Source organism: Psychrobacter sp. 1Y11, assembly GCF_052259045.1.
In the GTDB taxonomy this organism is placed as follows: domain Bacteria; phylum Pseudomonadota; class Gammaproteobacteria; order Pseudomonadales; family Moraxellaceae; genus Psychrobacter.
On sequence record NZ_JBQQER010000001.1, the window covers coordinates 215,688 to 240,389 of the forward strand.

General features: G+C 43.9%; 20 protein-coding genes. 5 read left to right on the plus strand and 15 right to left on the minus strand.

Annotated features, from left to right (window positions below):
- Positions 1-47 precede the first annotated feature (47 nt).
- Together ACTXGJ_RS00875 and ACTXGJ_RS00880 are read right to left on the minus strand one after the other, a co-directional pair.
- Positions 48-1,247 (minus strand): MltF family protein, encoded by a 1,200-nt coding sequence (locus tag ACTXGJ_RS00875; RefSeq protein WP_439240962.1) that lies wholly within the window; start codon positions 1,245-1,247, stop codon positions 48-50.
- A gap of 733 nt (positions 1,248-1,980) precedes the next feature.
- Positions 1,981-2,895, minus strand: coding sequence for a Nif3-like dinuclear metal center hexameric protein (locus ACTXGJ_RS00880; RefSeq protein WP_439240960.1), 915 nt, complete (start codon positions 2,893-2,895; stop codon positions 1,981-1,983).
- A 524-nt stretch (positions 2,896-3,419) separates the two neighbouring features.
- On the opposite strand from ACTXGJ_RS00880, the gene ACTXGJ_RS00885 reads away from it, so the two are divergent.
- Entirely contained in the window at positions 3,420-4,733 is a 1,314-nt protein-coding gene (locus ACTXGJ_RS00885; RefSeq protein WP_439240958.1) for a S1C family serine protease, read from the plus strand.
- A gap of 210 nt (positions 4,734-4,943) precedes the next feature.
- Here ACTXGJ_RS00885 and yfaE read toward each other — a convergent pair whose 3' ends face one another.
- The 13 genes from yfaE to ACTXGJ_RS00950 all read right to left on the minus strand — a co-directional run bounded on the left by yfaE (position 4,944) and on the right by ACTXGJ_RS00950 (position 18,943).
- Positions 4,944-5,210, minus strand: coding sequence for a class I ribonucleotide reductase maintenance protein YfaE (gene yfaE / locus ACTXGJ_RS00890; RefSeq protein WP_439240956.1), 267 nt, complete (start codon positions 5,208-5,210; stop codon positions 4,944-4,946).
- Positions 5,211-5,355: 145 nt separating this feature from the next.
- Entirely contained in the window at positions 5,356-6,489 is a 1,134-nt protein-coding gene (nrdB, locus tag ACTXGJ_RS00895) for a class Ia ribonucleoside-diphosphate reductase subunit beta (RefSeq protein ID WP_439240954.1), read from the minus strand.
- Between the two features lie 85 nt (positions 6,490-6,574).
- The gene (locus ACTXGJ_RS00900) at positions 6,575-6,730 is read right to left on the minus strand and encodes a hypothetical protein (protein WP_439240952.1); all 156 of its coding nucleotides are present in this window, start codon (positions 6,728-6,730) and stop codon (positions 6,575-6,577) included.
- Positions 6,731-6,817: 87 nt separating this feature from the next.
- Positions 6,818-7,177, minus strand: a complete 360-nt coding sequence (locus ACTXGJ_RS00905; protein WP_439240950.1) for a hypothetical protein — start codon at positions 7,175-7,177, stop codon at positions 6,818-6,820.
- 39 nt (positions 7,178-7,216) lie between these two features.
- Positions 7,217-7,504 carry a type II toxin-antitoxin system RelE family toxin gene (locus ACTXGJ_RS00910; RefSeq protein WP_439240948.1) on the minus strand — a complete coding sequence of 96 codons (288 nt, stop codon included), beginning with the start codon at positions 7,502-7,504 and terminating at the stop codon, positions 7,217-7,219.
- Positions 7,494-7,745, minus strand: coding sequence for a type II toxin-antitoxin system Phd/YefM family antitoxin (locus tag ACTXGJ_RS00915; RefSeq protein ID WP_439240946.1), 252 nt, complete (start codon positions 7,743-7,745; stop codon positions 7,494-7,496). The genes ACTXGJ_RS00910 and ACTXGJ_RS00915 overlap by 11 nt, the downstream gene beginning before the upstream one ends.
- Positions 7,746-7,829: 84 nt before the next feature.
- On the minus strand, positions 7,830-8,048 hold the full coding sequence (locus tag ACTXGJ_RS00920; protein ID WP_439240944.1) for a hypothetical protein: 219 nt from the start codon (positions 8,046-8,048) through the stop codon (positions 7,830-7,832).
- A 102-nt stretch (positions 8,049-8,150) separates the two neighbouring features.
- On the minus strand, positions 8,151-9,038 hold the full coding sequence (locus tag ACTXGJ_RS00925; protein ID WP_439240942.1) for a hypothetical protein: 888 nt from the start codon (positions 9,036-9,038) through the stop codon (positions 8,151-8,153).
- A gap of 637 nt (positions 9,039-9,675) precedes the next feature.
- Positions 9,676-11,952: a class 1a ribonucleoside-diphosphate reductase subunit alpha gene (gene nrdA, locus ACTXGJ_RS00930; protein ID WP_439240940.1), complete on the minus strand. Its 2,277-nt coding sequence runs from the start codon at positions 11,950-11,952 to the stop codon at positions 9,676-9,678.
- 577 nt (positions 11,953-12,529) lie between these two features.
- On the minus strand, positions 12,530-12,910 hold the full coding sequence (locus ACTXGJ_RS00935) for a YbeD family protein (protein WP_443564817.1): 381 nt from the start codon (positions 12,908-12,910) through the stop codon (positions 12,530-12,532).
- A 142-nt stretch (positions 12,911-13,052) separates the two neighbouring features.
- Positions 13,053-14,975, minus strand: coding sequence for an RNA polymerase sigma factor RpoD (gene rpoD / locus ACTXGJ_RS00940; protein ID WP_439240936.1), 1,923 nt, complete (start codon positions 14,973-14,975; stop codon positions 13,053-13,055).
- A gap of 432 nt (positions 14,976-15,407) precedes the next feature.
- Positions 15,408-17,516 carry a DNA primase gene (locus ACTXGJ_RS00945; protein WP_439240934.1) on the minus strand — a complete coding sequence of 703 codons (2,109 nt, stop codon included), beginning with the start codon at positions 17,514-17,516 and terminating at the stop codon, positions 15,408-15,410.
- Between the two features lie 197 nt (positions 17,517-17,713).
- Complete coding sequence (locus tag ACTXGJ_RS00950; RefSeq protein ID WP_439240932.1) at positions 17,714-18,943, minus strand: outer membrane protein assembly factor BamD; 1,230 nt, start codon at positions 18,941-18,943, stop codon at positions 17,714-17,716.
- Between the two features lie 705 nt (positions 18,944-19,648).
- Between ACTXGJ_RS00950 and ACTXGJ_RS00955 the strand changes: the two genes are divergently transcribed.
- The 4 genes from ACTXGJ_RS00955 (at position 19,649) to ACTXGJ_RS00970 (ending at position 24,667) form a co-directional block, all read left to right on the plus strand.
- Positions 19,649-20,797, plus strand: a complete 1,149-nt coding sequence (locus ACTXGJ_RS00955; protein ID WP_439240930.1) for an RluA family pseudouridine synthase — start codon at positions 19,649-19,651, stop codon at positions 20,795-20,797.
- A 66-nt stretch (positions 20,798-20,863) separates the two neighbouring features.
- Positions 20,864-21,904 (plus strand): polyphenol oxidase family protein, encoded by a 1,041-nt coding sequence (locus ACTXGJ_RS00960; protein WP_439240928.1) that lies wholly within the window; start codon positions 20,864-20,866, stop codon positions 21,902-21,904.
- 41 nt (positions 21,905-21,945) lie between these two features.
- On the plus strand, positions 21,946-22,551 hold the full coding sequence (locus tag ACTXGJ_RS00965) for a flavodoxin family protein (protein ID WP_439240926.1): 606 nt from the start codon (positions 21,946-21,948) through the stop codon (positions 22,549-22,551).
- 673 nt (positions 22,552-23,224) lie between these two features.
- Positions 23,225-24,667, plus strand: coding sequence for a cytochrome c (locus ACTXGJ_RS00970; protein WP_443564818.1), 1,443 nt, complete (start codon positions 23,225-23,227; stop codon positions 24,665-24,667).
- The last annotated feature ends 35 nt before the right edge of the window (positions 24,668-24,702 follow it).

The following is a 24,702-nucleotide window of genomic DNA, read 5'->3' on the forward strand; positions in this document are numbered from 1 at the left end:
TAAATACTTTTTATAAAGTAAGCTTTATAAATTAAGCATCCTATCTATTACACGCTATAGGTCTTGATCGTTTCAAGATAACTTCTGATATTACTGACATAATGCATGGCTTGACCGTAACGGCTGTTGGAAGCTCTGTTATCTGATAAGTAGGCATATACGTTTGCCCAGCTTTTATCATCGATACCTTGCTCACGCAGCTTACGCTGAATACGTTTGACTGCATTAGGCCCCATATTGTAGCCGGCAAGCGCAAACCAGATCCGATCTGATTCTGGTACATCAGCAAAGTCAGCTTTTACTTGCTCTAAGTAGCGAGCGCCGCCGCCAATGCTTTGATACGGATCGACGCGATCAGAGACGCCCATAGCTTTTGCGGTGCTATTGGTCAGCATCATGATACCGCGTACTCCAGTGGGGGAGACGGCGTTAGCATCTAGATGTGACTCTTGATAGCCCATCGCTACTAGTAGCTCCCAGTCATGATTATAGTTCTGTGCTTGCTGCTCGAACTGAGTCTGATAATCAGGTAGCTTCTCCGTCAAGGTCTGCTGGAAGTGATTTTGACTATAAGCGTCTTTGAGCAGTTTTTGGTTATAAAAAGCGGCGAGTTTCTGTGTGTTATTGATCTTGATATTATCACACAGATAACTACTAGCCGTTTGTGATAACAAATCACTAGCATCGTTGAACGTCCAGCTTACCTTTGGATTTAGACCGTTATTAGTCAAGCTAGTATCATAACCACAGCTTAGATTCACTGAAGCAAGATTAAGCTGATTGGTTAGCTGAGTACTAGCGGTAGTCAAGGCCATATCGGCCTCACCATTCTTTAATGCCGCAAGCGCCGTCTCTTCTGTCGCATAAGCTTTTAGATCGACAGTGACGCCAAGCTCGTCAGCATAACTGCGGACCAGATCATAACCAAAACCATGCTGAAAACCATCAGTAGCAAAGTAGGTGCTATCCCCAGGTACAGCGGCTATGGTTAAAGTTTTATCTAGCATGACCTGATCATAGGTCGGTACTGGCACCTCCATAGTAGTAAGGCTTCTAGCGGGTAAAGACAATAACGCAATACTAGATACTTGAGCGATTTTTTTGGATTTGGCAAAACGAGTTACTTTAGCCGATGGAACGATCTTACTTTTGGTGCTAAGTGTACGGCTAGCTGGACGTAATATATATGAAATACGACGTCTAGCACCTTGCGCGGATACTTTTACACGATAAGTAATACGCTGCATGGATGTCTCCTAATTGTAGCCATCCTACTTACCCTTAGACTGAAATATATACTCAAACCTTCGTCTTCGTATAAATTTAGGTCTTCAACACTTTTAAACTCATCGCTAAGGCAATAGCTTAATTATAGTAGTCTAATAAGCAAAGTGTCACTTGGCACCTCTATAAGATAGTCGACTGAACGAGCTTGTCAAACCTGCTGGTTAGAGCAGCACTATCGATAGCCTCTAACATCCATAAGCTTAAGGACGCAATAGGATTAATGAAGAGAGTAACTAGGTATAGTTTCTTCACTAGACGTTAGGACTATAAGGTACTAAGGTAAGGCCATGAAAAAGTTATTGCATAAAAGCAGAAGCAATAGACCTGATCAAAGGTAAGATAGTAAACAAACCTTTAACAGTACTTCCTTCTACAAATAGCGAGCCGTTAATAGTATTACGACTGCCACTCATAAGCTCTTATCCAGCGCTAATGCTAGCCTTTCGATGACAATGATCTACCGAAGTAGGATGCCTTGAAAGGACTAACATCTCATGCAACATTGAAGTGAACACCCAGATAACTATGAAAATCATCACAACTAAAAACTAAACGGTACTCAATCAAGGTCATAACCGGAGGCTTTATTAATGGAAAGTCTCATGGCAAAACATTCTCTTACAATTATACTTTATGAGGAATATATAGCAATTATTCAAGCTACGTTAACAAAGCAGTAATAAAACTTAACGGTCATGCAGGGTTGACAATATCGACAAAAGTCACAGGCAAATCAAACTGTTTCGCAACTAATTCTCCTAGCGCTTGTATACCGCTGCGTTCGGTCGCATGATGACCACAAGCAAAGTAATCAATGCCCAATTCGCGAGCACTGTGCGTGGTACGCTCAGATATTTCTCCTGAAATATAAGCGTCGCAATTCATAAGAGCAGCTTGTTCAATCATATCTTGCGCGCCCCCAGTACATATGGCGATACGCTCAATATACTTGGGCGTTGTTTTTGCTGAAGGGGTAGCACTGGTTTTATTGTTTCTTATGTTTGGGGCAAGTGACTGATCAGTGTTGCCGCAAGCGAGCGAAAAGTCACTTGCAATGTGCAAAGGTTTACGCTTTAGAGTCTGGGTAATCGTCTCAACCAAATCTGCTGCACTTTGCGGCTTACCAGTTGCTATATTACCAACGGGATGGGTCTCATGAGGGTAGAGCGCACCAGTGATGGTCAGTCCTAGACTTTCGGCAAGCTTGGCGTTATTGCCTACGACCGGATGCGCGTCAAGCGGTAGATGATAAGCGATCAGTGAGATGCCATGCTGCATCAGTTTACGAATACGCTTGCCTTTCATGCCTGTGATAGGCTCAGGCTCGCCTTTCCAAAAATAGCCATGATGCACCATAATGGCATCAGCGTCAGCTTCGATGGCCGCATCTATAAGAGCTTCACAAGCGGTTACGCCAGTGATAATACGCTGAATAGGACGCCCGCCATCGACTTGTAGACCATTGGGGCAGTAGTCTTTAAACGCATTGGCGTCTAGATAATCATCACAGAATTTGGCCAAGACCTGTGCGCTTATCGATGGTACTTCGCTCTTGCTGGTGTTACTAGCATTCGGGCTAGTAGATTCTAAATTATGCTTTTGGTTCATAAGTTCTCCTGGCTGTTTTAATTATGACTTTCATTGTTTGACGGCTTTCATTTCCTAGATAAGTAGGACAAATAAATAAGTAGTAAAAAGGTTTTGCGTTGCAGCTGAAATGAAGCACTTAAATGGAGTCTAGTTTAACATATCGCTATTAAGTCAATTCATTATGCTTATTTGAAGCGGATATAGTCCATCCACTATAAAATTTATACCAGTAGCACGCCGTAAAAGCTGTACTCTTTTTATTTAGCATTCACTATAGCTGGTACCGTTAGACCGAGAGTCATTGTATTGAGTGCTACTAATCAGTTTAGACTCTCATAAAATTACCTTTGAGCATAATAACTGAAAGGCTACACGATGCCTCACTACTGTATAATAAGCGAAGCTATAATTGGTGAGCGTAGCTATTGCATATAGTCTCTTTCATTTAGCTTTTGCCTTTAAAAAAGCTTATCGTAGCCCTATCTAAACTATAATATTTATCAGCGTTTTATTCATTAGCATAACATTTACAGAGGTTCTCTATGTCGTCTTCCCCAAAGCCTAACAGCCAGGTATCGCTTTTGAAGTGGTTACCTTGGGCTTTATTATTAATAGTAATTGCAGCGTTTGTTTGGCTATTTATGAGTATGAAGACGCCCTCGAAGGCAACGTGGGAGCCACCAAGAACGACACCTACTGAACAAGAAGCCTCAGCGCCAGTCGCTGATACGCCAGCGCCAATCTCCTCTTATCATAATGCCGTGGCGCGTGCTTCGCAGTCGGTGGTCAATATCTATACCACGCAAGCGATGGCAGAGCATCCTTATATTGATGATCCAGTATTGCGCCGATTCTTTGAAAACCATGGTGACCAGCAACAAGGCCCAGGACCTACTAACTTAGGCTCGGGCGTTATCGTCTCTGAAGATGGTTATATTGTCACTAATGCGCACGTGGTCGAAAAAGCCGATGAGATTACCGTTGCCTTTAGCGATGGTCGTAAGAGCCGTGCTAAAGTCATCGGTACCGATCCAGATAGCGATCTAGCAGTGATTCGCGTCGATATGACCGGGCTGACACCATTAGGGTTTCGTGAAGAGCCTATTCGCGTCGGTGATCTTGCGCTAGCGATTGGTAATCCCTTTGGCGTTGGTCAAACGGTGACGCAAGGCATTATCTCAGCCACTGGTCGTACAGGACTTGGTGTCAATAAGTTTGAGGACTTCATCCAAACGGACGCCGCTATTAACCCAGGTAACTCAGGTGGGGCACTTGTTGATGCACACGGTGAGCTGGTCGGTATTAACACCGTTATCTTTTCGCGATCAGGCGGCTCGATGGGTATCGGCTTTGCTATTCCAACCGCGCTGGTTGAGCAAGTGATGAACGCGCTGATCAAAGATGGCCGCGTCAGCCGAGGTTGGCTCGGTATTGAGATTCAGTCGCAGCTGCGCGATCCGACTCAGCTTGAGACCTCAACAGGCGTCGAAGTGCTCAACGTCGTACCGCAAGGGCCTGCCGCGCTCAGTGGTTTAGAGACTGGTGATATTATTTTGACTATCGATGGCGTTGAGATGACTGATGCCAATACGCTAATTCAGTATGTCGCGCGTAAACCGCCTAATACGATACTAAATACGCAAATTTTACGTAATGGCAAAAACGCTAGTATCGATGTGACTCTAGCAGAACGGCCTACACAAGAAGTGGTACAGCGTCCTGTCATTATGGAAGGTGGCCCTGAAGAGAATTATCACAGTGAGTCACAGGAGCGTCCGATGATGACTGAGGAGGAGCGTGACCGTATGCGCGAGGAGCTGATGAAGCTATTCGAAAACGAAGGCGCCCCTCAATAATGGTTTAAGTTGCCTAAGCACTCCTGTTTAAGCAAGATTAATTATCTAAGTAATACTAATAGACGTCCATAAAAAACGCCCTGTCTGATGAGATAGGGCGTTTTTCGATTTACTGGATTGTTTGCAGGCCATGCTGATTATGAGTATTTTTACAGGAAGTAAATAAAACAGGCAAGAAATAAAGGGACGGTTACCAGCTAAAATAGATTCTTAGTCCTTTATCGTTTCATGATCGATATAGATAACCCCTTGTACGCGGCAGCAGCAGGGCAATATCTCATTGTCCTCAATCATTGCCAGTGGCGGGAAGGGGTAATCGACCACATGCGAGCTGGCGATACGACGTACGCGGCAGCTACCACAATAGCCCTCACGGCATTGAAAATTAACCTCATGGCCAGTACGCAAAAGCCCATCCAAGAGACTCTCGTCATCATGTAAATAGAACTGCTGCTTACTGGTCATTACCCATGTCATAATTCACCTAACATTATTCATTTAGCATTATTCACCTAGCATTATAAATAATGCGTCATTAGTTCATAATAAAGCCTAAACTTGGCTGCGAGTATAAAACCTAAATCAAAACTCTTTATAGCTCAAAATCTTATAACTCACAATCTTATAATTCAAAGTCATCGAAGTCGCTATCCGATAAGTCGGAATCAATCTGACCGACCAGATATGAGCTGATCTCAGTCTCTTGCGGTGCCACTTGCACGTTGTCAGACGACAGCCAAGTATTGATCCAAGGAATCGGGTTGGACTTCGAATTTGGAAAGGCGGAGGGTAGACCGACCGCTTCCATACGCAAGTTAGTGATGTACTCAATGTACTGGCAAAGGATATCTTTATTGAGTCCGATCATTGAGCCATCTTTGAACAAATATCCCGCCCATTCTTTTTCTTGCTCAGCAGCCTTCCGGAAGATCTCAATGCCTTGCTCATGGCACTCAGCGGCAATCTCCACCATCTCTGGATCATCTTTACCATTACGCATAAGATTGAGCATGTGCTGCGTACCGGTCAGATGTAGCGCCTCATCACGAGCAATTAATTTAATAATTTTGGCATTGCCTTCCATCAGCTTACGTTCAGCAAAGGCAAAGGAGCAAGCGAACGACACATAAAAACGAATCGCCTCGAGCACGTTGACCGCCATAATGCACAGATATAATTGCTTCTTTAATGAGCGTAAATCAACGCTGATCTCTTTGCCATTGACGTTATGCGTGCCGGCACCGTATAAGCTATAAAGCTGCGAGTTGCGATACAGCTCATCATAGTAGCCTGCGATGTCGGAGGCGCGCTCTAAGATATGCTCGTTCTGCATAATATCGTCGAACACCACGCCCGGATCATTGACGATATTACGAATGATATGGGTATAACTGCGCGAGTGAATGGTCTCAGAGAAGGACCAGGTCTCAATCCACGTCTCAAGCTCCGGTATCGACACCAGTGGCAGCAGTACGATGTTAGGGCTACGACCTTGAATCGAGTCAAGCAGAGTCTGATATTTGAGATTACTGATAAAGATATGCTGCTCATGCGAGGACAGATTGCTATAATCGATACGGTCTTTTGAGACATCGACTTCTTCAGGACGCCAAAAAAACGACAGCTGCTTTTCAATCAATTGCTCAAAGATAGGGTGCTTTTGTTGGTCATAGCGGGCGACGTTAACCGGCTGACCAAAAAACATCGGTTCTTTCATCGCATCATTTGCGGTTTGATTAAAGATTGAATAAGTCATGAAACTGCCTTTATAGGTTATACGGTTGTTAGTTGGTGTAGGCTGAGGCTTTAGCCCAGCAAAAATAAAAGTGTTCGTTATACAATTATAAATCGTCTAAAGTTACTCGTACTGGTAGTTGCTCGTCATCTATACGAGCTTCTATTATTGCAATTAATTCTACATCGCTCAGCTTTTCACAATTCCCCAAATCCTGCGCTGATTGTGATACGTTTTGCTTCTTATTATCTACATCAGTCATCGTCTGCGCCTTTATAGAAGGTTGTTCAATATCGTTTAATTATAGCAACTTCCTATAGCTATTTGAGTTTGATATAGATTGCATACCCTACAAGTTCTCCAAAGATATCTGCCCTTCGTTGACATAAGCTTTGAGCATCTCGCTGAGCTCACCATCATCTAAGGCTTCCAATTCATCGATAGCGCTTTTACGCTGTGGGCTTAATCCTTCGTCTTGAGGCTGTTTTGCCGCTGTTTTCTTAGTGACACGCTTTGCTGGTTTCTTTGGTGCTTTCGTCACTTCTTTTTTTATGCCTTCTTGGTTTAAGGCAACGCTTGGGTCTAATTGCTCGCGTGCGGCTTCGATGTCCACTTCTATTTGCACAATGTGCGAGCTACCATCATTAATCTCTGAAAATACGTTAGGGATAAACAAACCACCGTCTTTGATAATTGCGGTATAGTGCACGTCTATGACCTCCGTTTTTGTTTTGTCTGTATGTTCCAATTATGGTTTTCGTGTCGCAAGACTGTCGTATACTTTATTATTTTCTCTTTTACCTACGGCTAGCACATAAACGACCACTACATCATCTTTGACGATATACACCAGACGATAGCCTATGGTGCGTAGTTTGATTTTATAGGCATCTGTATGTCCTGAAAGTTTTGACGCAGGAACACGAGGGTTTGATAAGCGCTGCTGCAGCTTCTTCTTAAACTGCTGCTGAATACTGGGCGCGAGCTTTTTCCATTCTTTTAATGCGAGAGGATGAAACTCAAGACTATAAGTCATCCAATGTAACCTTTATAGGTACTTGCCCATCATTCGTTCGTGCGCTAACGGTTTGGCTAAGTGCCATATCGTCCATGGCTTCCATCATACGCTCATACATATCGGTTGACACTAAATATGCCACGGGTTTATTGTGATTTAAAATAGCAACGGATTCACCATCCGACTGTTTAATCAGTGCCGAAGGGTTGGTCTTGAGCTCTGAGATGCTAGCTGTCTGTGTCGCAAATATCGGTTGCATGATTCATTCTCCACTAATATTGTGTCCTAAATATAGGGCTAATTTTAGCACGAAAATTAGGTCTTATTTGTTAATCTATTAAACTTAACTATTTAAGTAGCCAATCCCGCCTTCCGCTTGTATCTGCCTAGCCGCTGGCGTGCAGTCTATCGTGTCTGGCCGCATTCCTGTTGCCTCGATACTACGTCCAGCCACAGACTGCATCGCCATCGTCGTTGGCAGGATACCGCTACAGTCGGGGCTAAACGATCGTGTTAAGACGTCTTTCTTTTTTCTTAATGACTCTTCCTTCCGTTTGGGCATAGTTTATAGGGTGCACCTCGCGAACTTCTAAACACAATTTCCATATCATTGGTGTCCTAGGCTAACCCTATAACTAAGAAAGATTCGCTTGACCTAGGCTTATTAGCTTTCAAAACAATGATTTAAAAACCTTTTTAATTTTCTATGCTTTTTGCTACTTATCAAAGGCGTAAATTGTCTCATATTATCTGCACTAAATAACTTAAAGCCATCCGTAATAATACTATGAGCTTCACGAACACTATCGTTTAATTTTTCATTCTCTTTGATCATTTTGCTAAGTTCTTTGAGAGTTGTCTTGTCCTCGTCAAAATCATTTAAACGATCAAGAGTTGTTTTGTTGTTTAGAATGATGGTCTTAATTTTGATTCTATCAGTAAGATAGTTTAGACCTTTCAAGTCACCTAAGTTATCAGAAATATAGAAAGGGTCTTGAACATCTTTTCCTGTTCTAACCTCTTCAATCTCAATCTCAGATTTTGTAGCTCTACGCTGTATTGCAATAATAGAGCTCTTACTATGTTCCATTTGTTCTAACTGGTCGTATAGCCTATCAAGACCTTCAGATTTTATAGCTCTATAAACGCTTTCAATATTCTTCCAATCAGCTTCTATTGCATTTAATTTTCTATAATTTTCAGCAATATTCAATTTAGCTAATTTTATATTCTCGATTTTGTTTGAGTAATCAATCTCTTTGCTAAGTTTGTTACTCAAAGACGTAAAGTTTTCTCCAAAATACTTCTTGCCACAGTCATTTCCTAAATTAGTCAACCTACCAGATTCAGTTTCAACAATACATCCAATATTGTGAGGTGTGCGACAATTTGATAAACCGCATCTACCCTTGTTTGGAAGTTCATATTTATTAATAACTTGCTTTAATTTTTCCTTCTTAGGATCTAATGAGTCAGTATATCCACTCATTTTATAAATATCATCCCAAGTAGTAATTCTCAAAAAATGTTTTTTACTAACTGAAATATTCAAATTCTTATCCCTCTTAGCAACTTATACTTAATAGTGCTAAGGTGTCGAAGCACCCTAACACTAAACCATTAAGGTCATACCAAATACCTATGCTATTTTTCTAGCATAAGTATGTTTAGCGTTTAAGTTTATGTATCTGTTAAGCCCATTTCCCATTCTAGCCAGTCTTACCATATTATTGACATGGTGAGAGCCAGTTGTGAAATAGTTATACAGATACGTACCACCTTTCGTAAAACGTACAATTATAAAGTCGGTACCGACTTCAAACGCGCTTACGCCAGAATCACTATCGGTATCACAATAAATCTCCATACTCATTACTCCTGAGTTGAAATATTTGTGACCATCACTTCACGGTTTGTCTTGGACAAGAGATAAGTTTTGAATTAGAATAGCTGCCTTACAATGGAAAGTTATTCTGTTTTCTTACCACTTGTGGAAGTCGATAGTCTTAACTCCCTGATATTAGATACGCCAATATTTAATATCTCCAATGGCAAAGATGAGAAATCGTCTTTGCCATTTTTATTGCTTGATACTTGTCATATCAAACAAATTTTAAAACTTTCCAACTATATGTTAGTTATAGATAACGGACTTAACTCCAAAAGCCAAGCCCGCAATTCAAGTAAATCTAAATCTTACAAGCCCCGCCAGCACAATCATCTTCCATATCCGCTTGCGCATCATTGGCACCATCACGCGTGTTGTGATAATACAGCGTCTTCACGCCTAGCTTATATGCGTTGAGCAAGTCTTTGAGCAAGATTTTCATTGGTACACGGCCGCCTTCATAACGAACCGGATCGTAGTTAGTATTGGCCGAGATACTTTGATCGACGAATTTTTGCATGATAGCGATAAGCTTGAGGTAGCCATCGTTATTTGGCATTTGCCACAGAAGCTCGTATTGACCACGCAATTTCTCAATATCTGGTACCACTTGCTTAAGGATGCCGTCTTTTGAGGCCTTGATAGAGACCAGACCACGTGGGGGCTCGATACCGTTAGTGGCGTTAGCGATTTGGCTTGAAGTCTCAGACGGCATCAGCGCGGTGAGGGTAGAGTTACGTAGACCATGCTCAGTAATCTCGCCACGAAGCGTTTCCCAATCGAGATGCAATGGCTCTTGGCAGATGTTATCCAAGTCTTTCTTATAAGTATCAATCGGCAAGATACCTTGCGAGTAAGTGGTCTCGTTAAAGGCTGGGCACGCGCCTTGCTCTTTAGCGAGTTTGTTTGACGCTTTGAGTAAATAGTACTGCAGTGCTTCAAAGGTTTGATGGGTCAGGCCTAGTGCTGAATCATCTGAATAGCGCACGCCATTCTTCGCAAGATAATAAGCGTAGTTGATGACGCCAACGCCAAGGGTACGGCGGCGCATACTGCCATTTTCAGCGGCTTTGACTGGATAGTCTTGATAGTCGAGGAGAGCATCGAGGGCGCGCACGATCAGCTCAGCTGGCTCTTCGATATCGCTGACGCTCTCGACTTTACCTAGATTAACCGCCGATAGCGTACAAAGCGCGATTTCGCCGGTTTCGTCATTGATGTTATCAAGCGGTTTCGTCGGTAGCGCGATTTCCATACATAGATTAGACTGACGAATCGGCGCGATGCTGGCATCAAACGGGCTATGGGTGTTGCAATGGTCGACGTTTTGGATGTAGATACGGCCAGTGCTAGCGCGCTCTTGCATCATGAGACTAAATAGATCCGCCGCTGGTATTTGGCGCTGACGTACGGACTCGTCACCTTCGTACTTGGTATATAGCTCTTCAAATTTGTCTTGATCTTCAAAAAAGGCATCATAGAGACCAGGGGTGTCATCAGGCGAGAATAGGGTGATGTCTTGGCCTTTAATCAAGCGCGTGTACAAGGTTTTATTAATCTGTACGCCGTAATCCATGTGACGTACTCGGTTGTCCTCGACGCCGCGATTGTTTTTTAGCACTAGTAGCGACTCAACTTCTAAATGCCATAGCGGATAGAAGAGGGTGGCCGCGCCGCCGCGTACCCCGCCTTGTGAGCAGCATTTTACTGCGGTTTGGAATAGCTTATAAAAAGGGATACAACCGGTATGCTGAGCTTCGCCGCCACGGATTGGGCTACCAAGGGCACGGATACGACCGGCATTAATACCAATGCCGGCGCGCTGCGACACATAACGGACGATAGCGCTAGTGGTAGCGTTAATAGAGTCAAGGCTATCACCGCACTCAATGAGTACGCACGAGCTAAACTGGCGCGATGGTGTACGTACGCCCGACATGATCGGCGTCGGCAGTGAGATTTTAAATTGTGAGGTCGCATCGTAGAATCGTTTGACATAGCTCATGCGCTCAGCTTTATCGTAATTGGCAAATAGACACATGCCAACGAGCATATAAAGGAACTGCGGGCTCTCGTAGACAGTTTTAGAGACGCGGTCTTGCACGAGATATTTACCTGCCATTTGCTCAACGGCAGCATAAGCAAGATTCATATCGCGCCAGTGATCGAGGTAGGCTTCTAACTCATCAAATTCCGCGCGGCTGTAATCTTTTAGGATATGTTCGTCGTACTTGCCTGCTTCGGTTAAGGTGGTGACATGGTCGAATAGATGCGGCGGCTCGAACTGGTTATAAGCGATCTTACGTAGGTGGAAGATTGCGAGGCGCGCGGCTAGATACTGATAGTCGGGCGTCTCTTCTGAGATCAAATCAGCGGCTGACTTGATGATAGTCTCGTGGATATCACGGGTTTTGATGCCTTCATAGAACTGAATGTGCGATTTGAGCTCTACTTGTGAGACTGACACATTATTTAAATCGTGAGCGGCCCATTCGATCACCTTATGGATTTTGTCCAAATCTATTGGCTCTAGGCGTCCGTCGCGTTTGGTTACTTGGATATTATCAATATGTGTCATACCGCCCTCATAAATTATCAATTGTTAGTCGTGTTACCCAGTCAAAAACTGGCCTATAGTGTTATCGACTTCTTTTATTAAGCAAGCTATAACCAGAAAGCTTCCGTGCTTTTTTTAGGCAAAAGAATACCGAAGGCTCTAGTAAGGTACAAAACCTCTGAGCACTACATATAGCGTATTTGTTAGTAAGTAGACACAATATAGCGGGAATATTTTGAAAATGCTATATTGATTTTAGATTGAATTTATGTTGTTGAGGCGCTGAATTTAAGCAAAGAGCGATGGTATAAGGCTTAGAAGATATGTAAAGATTAATAAAATTTTTTATAAAAAATAGCTTGCTTGTTATTTTTGCTAATTTGATATCTCTGACACAGATAACAGCAGTGCGAAGAGCAAAATAGCGGCAGAGATTGTACCCGATAAGCCCAGTCAATGCCATAAAAAATCGTCACCTAAACAGTGACGATTTTCGATGTGCTTTTCGATATACAAAGAGGTATGACTCACCAAATAACGGCTTAGCTTAGATAGCTCGGTAACTCGTTTTGGCAGCAGCTCGCAAGAGACTTGCTTTTTATACCACCATACGTACCGTTTGGGCGTTATCGAGCGCCGCGTAAAGCTCATTAACTTGCTCAACGCTAGTCAGATACAAATTGACCCGCGCTGAATGAAAGCGATTCGTCTTTGAAGGTTTGACTTCGATAGAAGCTAAATCAAAATCAGGGAACTGACTGCCTAAAATAAGTTTAAGCTCATTAAGTAGAGTCTCATGCTCGCCCTCATGACCGATCACACTCATCGGATAGTTCATGGGAAATTCCCACAGCTCTGGGTTTTGAATGTCCGTTTTTTTACCTTTTAAGATGCCGTCATTGGCCACTAATTCGGTGACTTTGACGTCTCTTTTGTTGGCTTGCTGATTGTCAGGATTGTTTTTTGGATCGTTACTCATAATGAAACCCTTATTGTTTTTGAAGATTAATATCTTTTAGCTGCACACAAAAAAGCTGAGACTCGCTCAGCTTTTTTACTTTTGCTTGCTACTGTCTTGCCTTCTTTATAAGGCTTCAACAGCGCTTTTTCAAGAACCTATGTTAGTCATTTTCAAGGAATGAACGTAGGTGCTCAGAGCGAGAAGGGTGGCGCAGCTTACGTAGCGCTTTGGCTTCGATCTGACGAATACGCTCACGAGTAACGTCAAACTGCTTACCGACTTCCTCTAGAGTGTGATCGGTCGGCATATCGATACCGAAACGCATTTTGAGCACGCGTGCTTCACGCTCGGTCAAGTTACCTAGTACATCACGAGTGGCTTCACGTAAACCCGCTGAGGTTGCGTCATCAACAGGGCTTGAGATAGTACCATCTTCGATAAAGTCACCTAAATGCGAGTCTTCATCGTCACCGATAGGTGTCTCCATAGAGATCGGCTCTTTGGCGATTTTCAGTACTTTACGGACTTTAACTTCGTCCATCTCGAGACGTTCGCCTAATTCCTCAGGCGTGGGCTCGCGGCCCATTTCTTGCAAGAGCTGACGCGAGACGCGGTTGATTTTGTTGATCGTCTCAATCATATGCACCGGGATACGAATGGTGCGCGCTTGGTCGGCGATTGAGCGGGTAATCGCCTGACGGATCCACCAAGTGGCATAGGTCGAGAACTTATAACCGCGGCGATATTCAAACTTATCGACCGCTTTCATCAGGCCAATGTTACCTTCTTGAATGAGATCCAAGAACTGTAGACCACGGTTAGTGTACTTTTTGGCGATCGAGATGACTAGGCGTAAGTTAGCCTCTACCATCTCTTTTTTGGCGCGGCGTGCTTTGGCTTCACCAACCGCCATACGGCGTGCAACATCTTTCATGTCGTGAATTTCCATATCGAGCTGCTGCTCATAATCACGGATTTTACGCTGTAAAAGAATCACATCGTCAGTGACTTTCTCTAAAGTCTCAGCAAAGGCAGGCTTACCTTTGAGGCGCTCTGTAAGCCAGTCGACGTTGGTCTCATTACTTGGGAAGGTCTTACGGAACTCGCTACGCGGCATACGTCCACGGCGAATGACCAGACGCATGATCTGACGCTCTTGCTTACGCACATCATCATAGACATCGTGCATAATCGCCATGACTTGATCAGACATGCGATTGTTCAGCTTGAGCATCATAAAGCGTTCAGCAAGTAAGGCATAAGCTGCTTTTGCTTGCTCGCTACCTCGGCCATATTCGATCAAGGCTTTTTTGGCAGTGATAAATAAACCTTCGATCTCCTCAACACGTAGGCGGACGGCTTCTGGGTCGATACCGCCGCTTTCTTCCTCTTCTGCTTCTTCTTCCTCGACGTCGTCTTCATCTTCGTCTTCGTCGTCATCGAGTTTGCTCTTATCTTTGGCTTTGATGACAGGCGCTTTTTCTTTCTCTTCGCGGGCTTTTTCTTTTTCTTCCTTAACGCGATCTTTTTCTTCTTTTGCTGCCAGGCGATCTTCTTCGGTCTCAGGATCTAAAAAGCCGGTGATCACATCAGAGAGTTTTTTCTCACCCTCTTGAACCTTTTGATATTCATCAAGCACGAACTGTACCGTGCCTGGCCAGTAGGCCATCGCATGTTGCACATCGCGGATCCCTTCTTCGATACGTTTAGCGATAGCAATCTCGCCTTCACGAGTCAGTAGATCGACGGTGCCCATCTCACGCATATACATACGTACAGGGTCGGTGGTGCGTCCAGGTTCTGTCTCCACAGAAGCAAGTACAGCTGCTGCTTCATCCGCTGCCATATCATCATCGCTTGAATCATCACTCATCAAGATATCATCAGCATCAGGGGCAGATTCAAAGATTTTGATCCCGACGTCCGTCAGCATTTGTACGATATCTTCGATCTGATCGCTTTCGGTAATAGAGTCTGGAAGTTGATCATTCACCTCAGCATAGGTGAGATAGCCTTGCTCTTTACCCATTTGGATTAAGGTAGCTAGCTGGGAGGTGGAATTAGATAAGGACTTATCGTTCATAATTACTCGCTTGCATCGGGCATTGTCATAAAAAAATATAAAGGCTAAACGCTTGGATTGACCAGTGAGCTTAGCGATTAATCGTCATCTGTTATGACAATGAGTTGATATGAATAAGGGCTCAAAAACATCAATACTGTAAATAAACTATAAATAAAAATAGCAAAAACAAAATAATAAAAAATTGGTTCAAATCGCTCAAATCAAGCTGATAACGGCGTAGTTTAACACAGACCTATGAAAACAGAATACGGCTAATCAGCGCAGACGCTAGAATCTATAGTTTTTTAACCGCTGATCTTGAAAGCTTGTTGAGCATTATCATAGATGATGGGGTCAGCCTCTAGGGTTTTAAAGGGCTTCGCTAAGATAAAAAGTAAATTAAACCCGTCCTAGCTAATCTATAGCGATAGGCAAGTCGCAGAAATCTACTCAGCTGCCGATCATTTGCGCGGATTGTTCGGCCTGCTGCGCCCGCATCCAATCATTGAGGTGCTGGGTTTGTTTTCTGACGATGGCTAATTTGACATGATTGGGGTTTTTTATCAGCTCTTGGGTCTTTTTTTGCATATGTAGCTGCAGTAGTTGCATGACTAGAGTCTCAATCAGCGCGTCCAAGCTCAAAATGTTTCTGGTATTTAAGGTTTTATAAAAAGGACCCCAGCTGCGGCTTAGTGACTCTTGAGTGCTAGCTGCAAGATTGGATAATATAAAATGCGCCGCAGCGTTGGCATCTTTTGGCAAATAATTCATACAGCGCTTAATCGTACTAACCACATCTATGAGAGGGGCATCTTGCAAATCCTCCCAAACCAAAGCTCGCATGGCGTCATTCGAAGCTTTTTGCTGAATGTGGGCAGGCAAGTGTAAGCTATTGAGCCCTGCTTGCTGCCAAATCATCTCAATAGGATCTTCACTCAAGGCTAGAGGCTGGAATAAAAAACACAGTTGCAGCTGTTGGCTGATGGTCATATCGCCATCAAAGTCTAACAGGGCATCCTTAGCTTCGCTGTTTTGACTGCGTTTGCCTCCCAATTTTTGATAGATATCGTTGTTAAGCAAATAGCGAAAGCTACTGCCTTTTGGCAAGGATGCCGTCAGTGTTCGCACTTGCGACATGAGCTTCGCTTTGCCTTCTGCTAAGCTCATGTCATAACGCTCGCTTAAGTAAGCAAAGATATATTGCGACAGCGGCATGGCGTTTTTGATTTGCTCGCGCATAGCTTCATTGCCATGAGCTTTAATAAAGGTGTCGGGATCATGGTTATTCGGCAAGGTCAAAAACCTAAGCTCTTTGTCATCGGCGAGTACCGGTAGCGCCACCTCGAGCGTACGCCAAGCGGCTTTTTGTCCGGCGCTATCGCCATCGAAGCTTAAGGTGAGTGTCGGATTTAAGGTCAAAAGTCTCGATATTTGACTCTCGTTGATCGCCGTACCCATAGAGGCCACCGCGCCATAAATGCCCGCTTGATATAGCGCGATGACATCCATATAGCCTTCAACGACGAGCCAATCATTAGCCCGCTGCTGGCGCGACTCATAATAACCATAGAGCACATGCTGCTTATGAAAGACTGGCGAATCTGAGGAATTAATATACTTAGGCTTGACCTCATCATCGAGAGCGCGACCACCAAAACCAATCGTCCGCCCTTGATTGTCACGAATCGGGAAGATGACGCGATCACGCAATAGATTATAATCACGACCTGACTCCGACTGGCGCACCAGTCCTAAAGCCTTTAGCCCTGCTATGTCTTGTGGAAATTCATGTTCAAGATGCTGCCAGCCAAAAGGCGCGTAGCCTAAGCCAAAATCCTCAACACTCTGCTCAGTGATACCGCGGGCGCTAAAGTAATGCTTGGCGTGCGGATGCGTGCGCAAATTACGCTGATAAAACTGCTGAATCTGAGTCAACAGCTCATATAAGTTACCGTCTTGTTCATTGACGCTATTATCTACAAGCGTCACCGAATAATCATCAGCCATAAGCCAATCAGGCGGCTGTTGATCATCGATAGGGTTATAATCTGTAGGGTAAGCTATAGCTGCGGACATGTCGCTAGTATAGCTATCAGAATAATCACTATTTTCACGGTTATCATAGAACGCGTAATCGCTATGATAGTCAGGTGCAATATCAGAAGTTTGCTGAACCGGCGCAGATATATTTTCTACCGCTTTATGAGACGAGGGTTGAGCAATGGGCTTAGGCTTAATGCGCTGGTAGCTGACGTTTTTTTGCTCGTCTTTTGGGACTTCGATGCCCGTCTGCTTAGACAGCTCGTTCACTGCCTCCATAAAGGTGAGGTTTTCATAATCGCGCAAAAAACTAATCGCATTGCCGCCGACGCTACAACCAAAGCAGTGATAGATGTTTTTTTGTGGATTGACGTAGAAGGAAGGCGATTTTTCACCATGAAAAGGGCAGCAGCCTTTGTACTCAGAGCCCGCCCGTTTGAGCGTAGTATGCCGACCAATAATGCTGATCAAGTCAGCTTGGCTATTTAATTGCTCGAGAATATGGTTAGGAATACTCATAAGGATAATTATTTTAGCACAGAGTCCGAGCGAGATTATGCTCAGCAGTTGGTTTTGATGAAATATTTAGGGATAACTTTACCCATATTTCATAATGAAGCTCGCTAATATTAGCTCAAAATAAATAAGGCCAACGATAGCGTTGACCTTATATTTATCCACTTACGTCATAATTTAATACAATATTAGTCAGCAGACTATTCAGCGTCTTCTTCAACGACATCAGTATCTGCTGGCGTGAGCTGAATACGCTCGCTAGTATTATCATCAGGTAGCGTAGAGCGGCGCACAGGGTTAGTGGTTTGCGGATTGACAATAGCGGATCTGGCAGTAGAGCCGGTGCTCGCTTGGTCGGTGATGCGCTCGCTTTCATTTTCAGGCAGACCTAGACCGATATTGACACCGCGATTTCCGCCTGTAGCAAGGTTACTTATAGAGGCATTGGCATCGCTAGTTGCTGCTGCATTGTCGCTTGGCAAGCGTAGCTGAGTGGCACTACGAACGATCTGCTCTTTGGTCGCGCCAGTATATTGGTCCGTTGCTATAGACGACTCGCTAATACCGGAACGACCAAGCTTGCCAAAGGTCAGCTTATTTATCCAAGAGCTATCACGTTTGGTATTGATTTTAACCCGGCCATCATTAGTTAACCAGCTTGGATAGTTGATCTGTAGTAGCGTTTGGTACTCTTGCGCAAGATCAGTAATACCAAGCTTTTGATGCGCGTAAGTTAAGATAGCTAGCGCTTCAGGAACGGACTCACTCAGCGGGTAATACTGTACGACCCATTTGGCACGGTTGACGGCAGCGACATAAGCTTCGCGCTCGATATACCAGTTAGCCGCCGTCAGCTCGCTTTGTGCAAACTGATTGTAGATAAAGGTCATACGTTGAGCGGCGTCAGGAGAATAAGGGCTATTAGGGTACTTATTGACCAGCTCTTGGAAGTTGGCAAAGGCAAGACGTAAATAAGCCGTATCACGCTCCGCTTGATTGACTTTGAAGATTTTTAAGCCATCAGATGAGCCTTCCATATTAGCTACTCCGCGTACGTAATAGGCGTAACTGACTTGCGGATTAGAAGGATAAAGACGAATGAACTGTTCGGCGCTGGCGGCAGCGAGCTCATAGCTACCATTAGCGTACTGAGCGTACATCACATCAAGCAGTGCTTGCTCTGCGTAAGGCCCAGTAGGATAAAAAGTACGCAAGTTATTCAAGTCATCGATGGCTTGGTTATAACGGCCTTTGTCGATTTGTGCAATGGCATCGTTATAATAAGCTTGTTCAGACTTTTCAGCCGTTTCGACGGCATCTACATCATCGCCTGTTAGGTTTTTGAAAGTCTGGCAGCCGGCCAAGCTTACACTTAAGGTAAGCAAGGTTATTGAAGATAGTTTGATAAACGTGTTGCCTACAGGGCGCATACTTCTCTCCGCACAAAAGGCATAATAGCAGCGACGCTACTATGCAACATAACAGGTTAATGATAAAAGTCAGTAGTAGCACCAATCGATAGGCTACTAGCAAAAGTTCTGCCTACTTTATAGAATAATGCAAGCTTCGTCTATTTTTTCACAGTTTATTTTCGCAAGCTTAGCGATTTTACCTAACATAATTTCCAACACCTAACATTGTGCCTAACTTAGTATACTCAACTGAATATATAGCCGAACCCAAATAAACTAGAGTAAGACGGTTATCAATTATATCATTAAGCCTAAGTTAAATAAGCGCTACTGAATGAAGGTAAATAAAGCCCAAAACCGCTACGGCAACAGTTTAGCATGAGCGGCATCAATGAGCGATAATGAAAAGAGCAACTGGGGGTAAATATACAGGAAGTTACTACGATGTTATATTCCAGAGATATGAGCGCGTCTATTTTGGGCAGACTTTGGTAGCCAGATTTATAGAGAGCGTTCTAACTAGGCAATAAATGCATGTGAACTACTTAACCGCCCTAATAACAGATAACTTAATGACGCTGTAGGGTCTGAGCGTTTGCCATGCTACAATATAGCATTAATTAACGGGTATTTTATTTTGATAGTTAGTGATTTTAATTATCAAATAATTATCTACATTTCTATAAAGTGCACTATGGTGACTTTACGACGACTGAATATGCTATGAATGATAATGCCACAAATACAACCCTAAATGCTGATGATGACCTGATCGAAAATGAAACAGTGTTAGCAGACTTTGAAGATGACTCTCTTGCTGATGATGGTCTTATTGATGAAGAGATAGAAGACGATGAAGAATCGGGCGATGAGCAGCAAGGCTCTCAGCTAGCGGGTCAACGCGTATTAGAAGTCATTGATGTAACGCATACAGTGACTGAGAAAGAGTCAGGCCTACGCATCGATAAGCTCGCCTCACAAGTCTTTACTGATTTCTCGCGCGGGCAGCTTCAAGGATGGATCACTGACGGTAGTTTGCTGTGCAATGGCAATGTAGAAAGACCCAAATATCGGGTAAAGGATGCTGACGTTTTACATTTATCCACGACGCTACAGCAGCATAGTGAAGATCAGCCAGAAAATATCGCTATCGAAGTCGTCTATGAGGATGAAGCGGTACTCGTCATCAATAAGCCAGTTGGCATGGTGGTGCATCCTGGCGCCGGCAATCAAACAGGCACGCTGGTTAATGCGCTATTATATCACTATCCGCAGCAGCACCATTTGCCGCGCGCAGGTTTGGTGCATCGTATTGATAAAGACACCTCAGGACTGCTATTGATCGGTAAAACGAAACCGGCGCAAATGGCGCTGATGGAGCAACTTAAAGATAAGAGTGTATATCGTCATTATCAGTGTGTGGTGGCCGGGGATCAGGCCAGTTTGAGACGGCATCAAAGGATCGATGCGCCTATCGGTCGCCACCGCAATCAGCGCACCAAAATGACGGTTATGACTGCTGGACGCGAAGCAGTCACCCATCTATTGAAGATCACCCCTTTGAATGAAAACTACTGTTTATTAGATGTCGCGCTTGAGACCGGACGCACGCATCAAATCCGAGTGCACTTGAGTCATATCAGCCATCCTATCGTTGGTGATCGGGTCTATGGCGGTCGTCGTCAGTTGCGTGCTGGCTTAAGCGAGGAGCAGCGCCAAACTATCGGTAGTTTTCCGCGTCAAGCTTTGCATGCTTACGCTTTAGGGTTTGTGCATCCGTTTACTGGTGAGGACATCGAGGTCACCGTGCCGATCCCAGAAGATATGCAGCAGCTTATAGCGGTGTTGAGCGATGATTATGATTCAGAATAACCGTTGGTAAGCTAAGCTTTTAAGACAGCTTGTTAAGCCAATTTAAATCTATATGAAGCGTAGAATATGACAGACAAGACAACCGCTTTAGGCAAGCCCCCAGTGCGATTAATCGCTCAGCGCGAAGGCGTTTATGTTTTTCAGACAACAGCGCTTGCAAAGACTGCTGATGATAATGACCTGCTCGCGGCCAAAAGCGAGCAATTGCAAAAAGCCCAGGCAAGCTACGGGGAGTTTAATCTAGGCTTACATGTCAATGACGCTAGTCTGGCCGTATTGATGAACCGTATGCGCTTATTAGGTACAATCAATAAGCAACTAAGCGTGCATCACTCAAGCGCGCAACCACCAATAATTGATAGCTTACACTGGGTCAATCAAGTGCATGGCAAGCAGGTTTATGATATTGATAACAGCGCTGATGATGCACTTCATAACGTCAAGCTGAGCATGCGCCCAGTAGATGCTGACGCGATGATTAGCCGGCAAGCTGGTACGGCTTTAGCGATTATGACTGCAGATTGCGTGCCTATTGTATTGTACCAGCCGGCGACTAAGCAGATTGCAGCGATTCACGCTGGCTGGCAAGGTTTAGCGTACGGAATTATCAAAGCGACTACTGAGCGTTTCGATAGCAGTGCACCTATCATAGCTTGGATAGGGGCTTGTATTAGCCAAGCCAATTATGAAGTAGGTCGCCAAGTGTTAGCAAAATTATTAGCTGGCTGCACTGATAATCAGTTACTAGACTCGAGAACTCTCAATAATTTTGCCTCTTTTTTTAGTAGCTCCACTTTGACGGAAGCAGAGATGAGCGATGACAGTCATCTTGATAATAGAATCAATAGTAGTGATTTACATAAGCGTATTGCTAAATTATCAAATCGCGCTACCCTAAGCACAGATAAAAACTCTATCGATAAAATTAAGCTCAACTTACCGAAGTTAGCTGCCGCACAACTAGAGTATTCAGGGGTACAAATAGCGAATGATGCCGCTATTGATTGTAGCTATGAAGATATTCATTATTACTCTTATCGCCGGCAGACCCATTTACAACAGCCAGCTACTGGGCGCATGGCTTTAATTATTGTCCGCGGCTACTAATTGCCACTTATTCCATAAACCAATTCATTATTCGAGCTCGTATGACCACATCTATAGCCGCGACGGCAAATCATCTTGATAGAACCTCTAACTTATCCATAGCTGTTGTTTATCACAGTAATTATGGCCATACCAAACGTGTTGCAGAAGCTATCGCTACAGGCGCTCGTCAGCAGTTGGCAGATACACAAGTAAAAGCTATCGATGTCCATGAGGTCGATTGGGATTTTTTGGATCAAGCCGATCTGATTGTGCTTGGCAGTGCGGTATATATGGGCAGCTTAACGGCGGGACTTAAGATCTTTATGGAGGAGACCTCAAAGCGTTGGTTCCATCGCAAGTGGGAAGGCAAGTGGGCGGCAGCCTTTGCGAACTCAGGGGGGCTGAGCGGCGATAAGCTCGCGGTACTACAACAAATCAATCTGTATTGTATGCAGCACGGGATGAATTGGATTGGTTTGCCACTTATGCCAACGGGACACGGTGAGAATGATCTAAACCGGCTATCGAGCTATTTGGGCTTAATGACGCAATCTGCTGATGGGCCGCCAGAGGAAACTCCTGGCAAAGGCGATATAGATACTGCGATATGGTTTGGTAATCATTTAGCCAAGACGATTATCAAGCATCAGCCAATAAACGATTGATAGTTTATAAAAAACCACTAAGTAGCTAGCCGTGCAAAAGGGCAGATATCATCTAGATACTTGCCTTTTTTTATGCGTTTTTACTTATTGAGACTCGTTTTGAGTGGTGGGATGAGATTATAGTCTGACTTTCTAGACGAGTATTACGGCTGAGCATAAACGTTATAAGAGATAACAGGAATAGGGCTAGCACCAAACTGCATAGACTGACAACCGCTTTGCAGCGTTGCAGACATAATGACAGCGCTGAGGATAAGCGCGCGTATAACAGGAATTTTAAATATTGTTTTCAAAATAATAAGTCTCTTAACGTACATAAAAAATGGATAGTTGAAGTATACCTGATGCGAGCAGCCGCGAGTTGTTAGCTATTAAAACAAAACGTTTGTACAGAGGTGAACCATATAAACTAGTCTAATTTTTGTAAAGTATTTGAAGGAATACGTTAATAAACTAGCAATACTTTAGAAATAATATAAAGTTGACTTAATAAGATATTAAATGACGTTGATAGGGCGCAGTATTCAGTATAAAGGTGTTATAGCTTTTCAGAACACTAAGTTAAGAGTATTGTTAAAAGTACTATGTTAGTTAAGAAGTTAAGAACACTGTGCAACCCAGTCAACGCAAAACAACAAATTAAAAATCAAGCTGCTAGCTATACGAGGATATTATGAAGCCACTTTATCTGATGCTATCGATGTTTGCTATCGGTCTCACCTCTACTGCTGCATTAGCAGAAGCTGCAAGTCTACCTGATGCTGCAAGCCTACCTAATGTTAGCCCTGCCAACAGTGATCTTGTCAATCGCGGTGCTTATATTGCTCGCGCTGCTGACTGCATGGCCTGTCATGGCGATGACTACACCGGCGGTAATGCTATCGAAACGCCTATGGGCGATATTTATTCAACAAATATTACTCCCTCCAAACAATACGGCATCGGTAAATATACTGAAAAAGATCTGAAAAATGCGCTGAAGAAAGGGCGGGCGCCTAATCATATGATTTATCCCGCTATGCCATATCCCTCTTATAGCGGCATGACTGATGAAGACATCAGCGCCTTGTTTGCTTATCTACAAACGGTACCGGCTTATGACGAAGCTCCTGATTATAAGACCAGTTTGCCATTTCCCTTTAACTTTCGCTTCTTAATGCTAGGCTGGAATGTGCTCAACGTACCTTCTACTGAAAATCGCGAAGGTCTAAGCGCAACTCAGCAGCGCGGCGAATATTTAGTGAATAACCTTGGCCATTGCGGTACTTGTCATACGCCGCGTAACAGTACCATGGGTTTTGATAAAGACAAATACTTATCAGGGGCCGAGCTTGGCAACTGGTATGCGCCTAACATTACCCCTGATGAGTCGAGCGGTATCGGTAGCTGGAGTGAAGAAGATATCGTCACCTATCTGCGCACTGGCCAGCTTGATCAACGCGCTTATGCTGGCGGGCCCATGGCGGAAGCGGTGGCCCACAGTACTCGTTATTTGAAAGATGAAGATTTAGGGGCTATTGCTTCTTATCTAAAAGTAGTACCTGTCGTACAAACTGAAGATAAAGTGAGCCCGGTAGACGCCTCGCGTTTGCCAAGCCCAATCAATGAGTCTATTACTCATGATCTGCTAGCTCAGGATGATTATCTTACCCAAGCTAAAGCGCAAGTCACTGGCGGTAGTAACTCTCCTGAAGCGTTATATTTAGCAGAATGTGCAAGCTGTCATGGCGTTAACGGTTATGCCCAGCCTGATGCCCGCTACGCACCTATCGTAGGTCTAAGCAGCATCCGCAGTGATAATCCTAATGCTTTAATCAATGTCATCGTTCACGGCGCAGAAGGCGCGACCGATACCACGCCTAAGATGCCAGGATTTGAAGAAGAGCTGAGTAGCGAGCAGATTGCTAATATTGCCAACTATGTCAGAGTTAAATTTGGTAGCTTGCCTAGCAGTAATTTGACTGCGGATGATGTTGATCAAGTGATAACAGCTGAACCTGCGCAGCCCTTTTTAATAAAATATGCCGGTTGGTTGGCCGCTCTTGGTATCATCGTTGCTATCGTGATTATATTCTTTATTATTCGAGCCATTATACGCCCAAGACGTGATAGCTAAGATGGACTTTTATGCTCAATAATGGGTTTTATTGA

What these genes read in the sequence shown, in the direction of transcription:
- ACTXGJ_RS00875 (WP_439240962.1), bottom strand. Translation starts at nt 1,247, where the DNA reads ATGCAGCGTATTACTTATCGTGTAAAAGTATCCGCGCAAGGTGCTAGA.
- ACTXGJ_RS00880 (WP_439240960.1), bottom strand. Translation starts at nt 2,895, where the DNA reads ATGAACCAAAAGCATAATTTAGAATCTACTAGCCCGAATGCTAGTAAC.
- ACTXGJ_RS00885 (WP_439240958.1), top strand. Translation starts at nt 3,420, where the DNA reads ATGTCGTCTTCCCCAAAGCCTAACAGCCAGGTATCGCTTTTGAAGTGG.
- yfaE (WP_439240956.1), bottom strand. Translation starts at nt 5,210, where the DNA reads ATGACATGGGTAATGACCAGTAAGCAGCAGTTCTATTTACATGATGAC.
- nrdB (WP_439240954.1), bottom strand. Translation starts at nt 6,489, where the DNA reads ATGACTTATTCAATCTTTAATCAAACCGCAAATGATGCGATGAAAGAA.
- ACTXGJ_RS00900 (WP_439240952.1), bottom strand. Translation starts at nt 6,730, where the DNA reads ATGACTGATGTAGATAATAAGAAGCAAAACGTATCACAATCAGCGCAG.
- ACTXGJ_RS00910 (WP_439240948.1), bottom strand. Translation starts at nt 7,504, where the DNA reads ATGACTTATAGTCTTGAGTTTCATCCTCTCGCATTAAAAGAATGGAAA.
- ACTXGJ_RS00915 (WP_439240946.1), bottom strand. Translation starts at nt 7,745, where the DNA reads ATGCAACCGATATTTGCGACACAGACAGCTAGCATCTCAGAGCTCAAG.
- ACTXGJ_RS00920 (WP_439240944.1), bottom strand. Translation starts at nt 8,048, where the DNA reads ATGCCCAAACGGAAGGAAGAGTCATTAAGAAAAAAGAAAGACGTCTTA.
- nrdA (WP_439240940.1), bottom strand. Translation starts at nt 11,952, where the DNA reads ATGACACATATTGATAATATCCAAGTAACCAAACGCGACGGACGCCTA.
- ACTXGJ_RS00935 (WP_443564817.1), bottom strand. Translation starts at nt 12,910, where the DNA reads ATGAGTAACGATCCAAAAAACAATCCTGACAATCAGCAAGCCAACAAA.
- rpoD (WP_439240936.1), bottom strand. Translation starts at nt 14,975, where the DNA reads ATGAACGATAAGTCCTTATCTAATTCCACCTCCCAGCTAGCTACCTTA.
- ACTXGJ_RS00945 (WP_439240934.1), bottom strand. Translation starts at nt 17,516, where the DNA reads ATGAGTATTCCTAACCATATTCTCGAGCAATTAAATAGCCAAGCTGAC.
- ACTXGJ_RS00950 (WP_439240932.1), bottom strand. Translation starts at nt 18,943, where the DNA reads ATGCGCCCTGTAGGCAACACGTTTATCAAACTATCTTCAATAACCTTG.
- ACTXGJ_RS00955 (WP_439240930.1), top strand. Translation starts at nt 19,649, where the DNA reads ATGAATGATAATGCCACAAATACAACCCTAAATGCTGATGATGACCTG.
- ACTXGJ_RS00960 (WP_439240928.1), top strand. Translation starts at nt 20,864, where the DNA reads ATGACAGACAAGACAACCGCTTTAGGCAAGCCCCCAGTGCGATTAATC.
- ACTXGJ_RS00965 (WP_439240926.1), top strand. Translation starts at nt 21,946, where the DNA reads ATGACCACATCTATAGCCGCGACGGCAAATCATCTTGATAGAACCTCT.
- ACTXGJ_RS00970 (WP_443564818.1), top strand. Translation starts at nt 23,225, where the DNA reads ATGAAGCCACTTTATCTGATGCTATCGATGTTTGCTATCGGTCTCACC.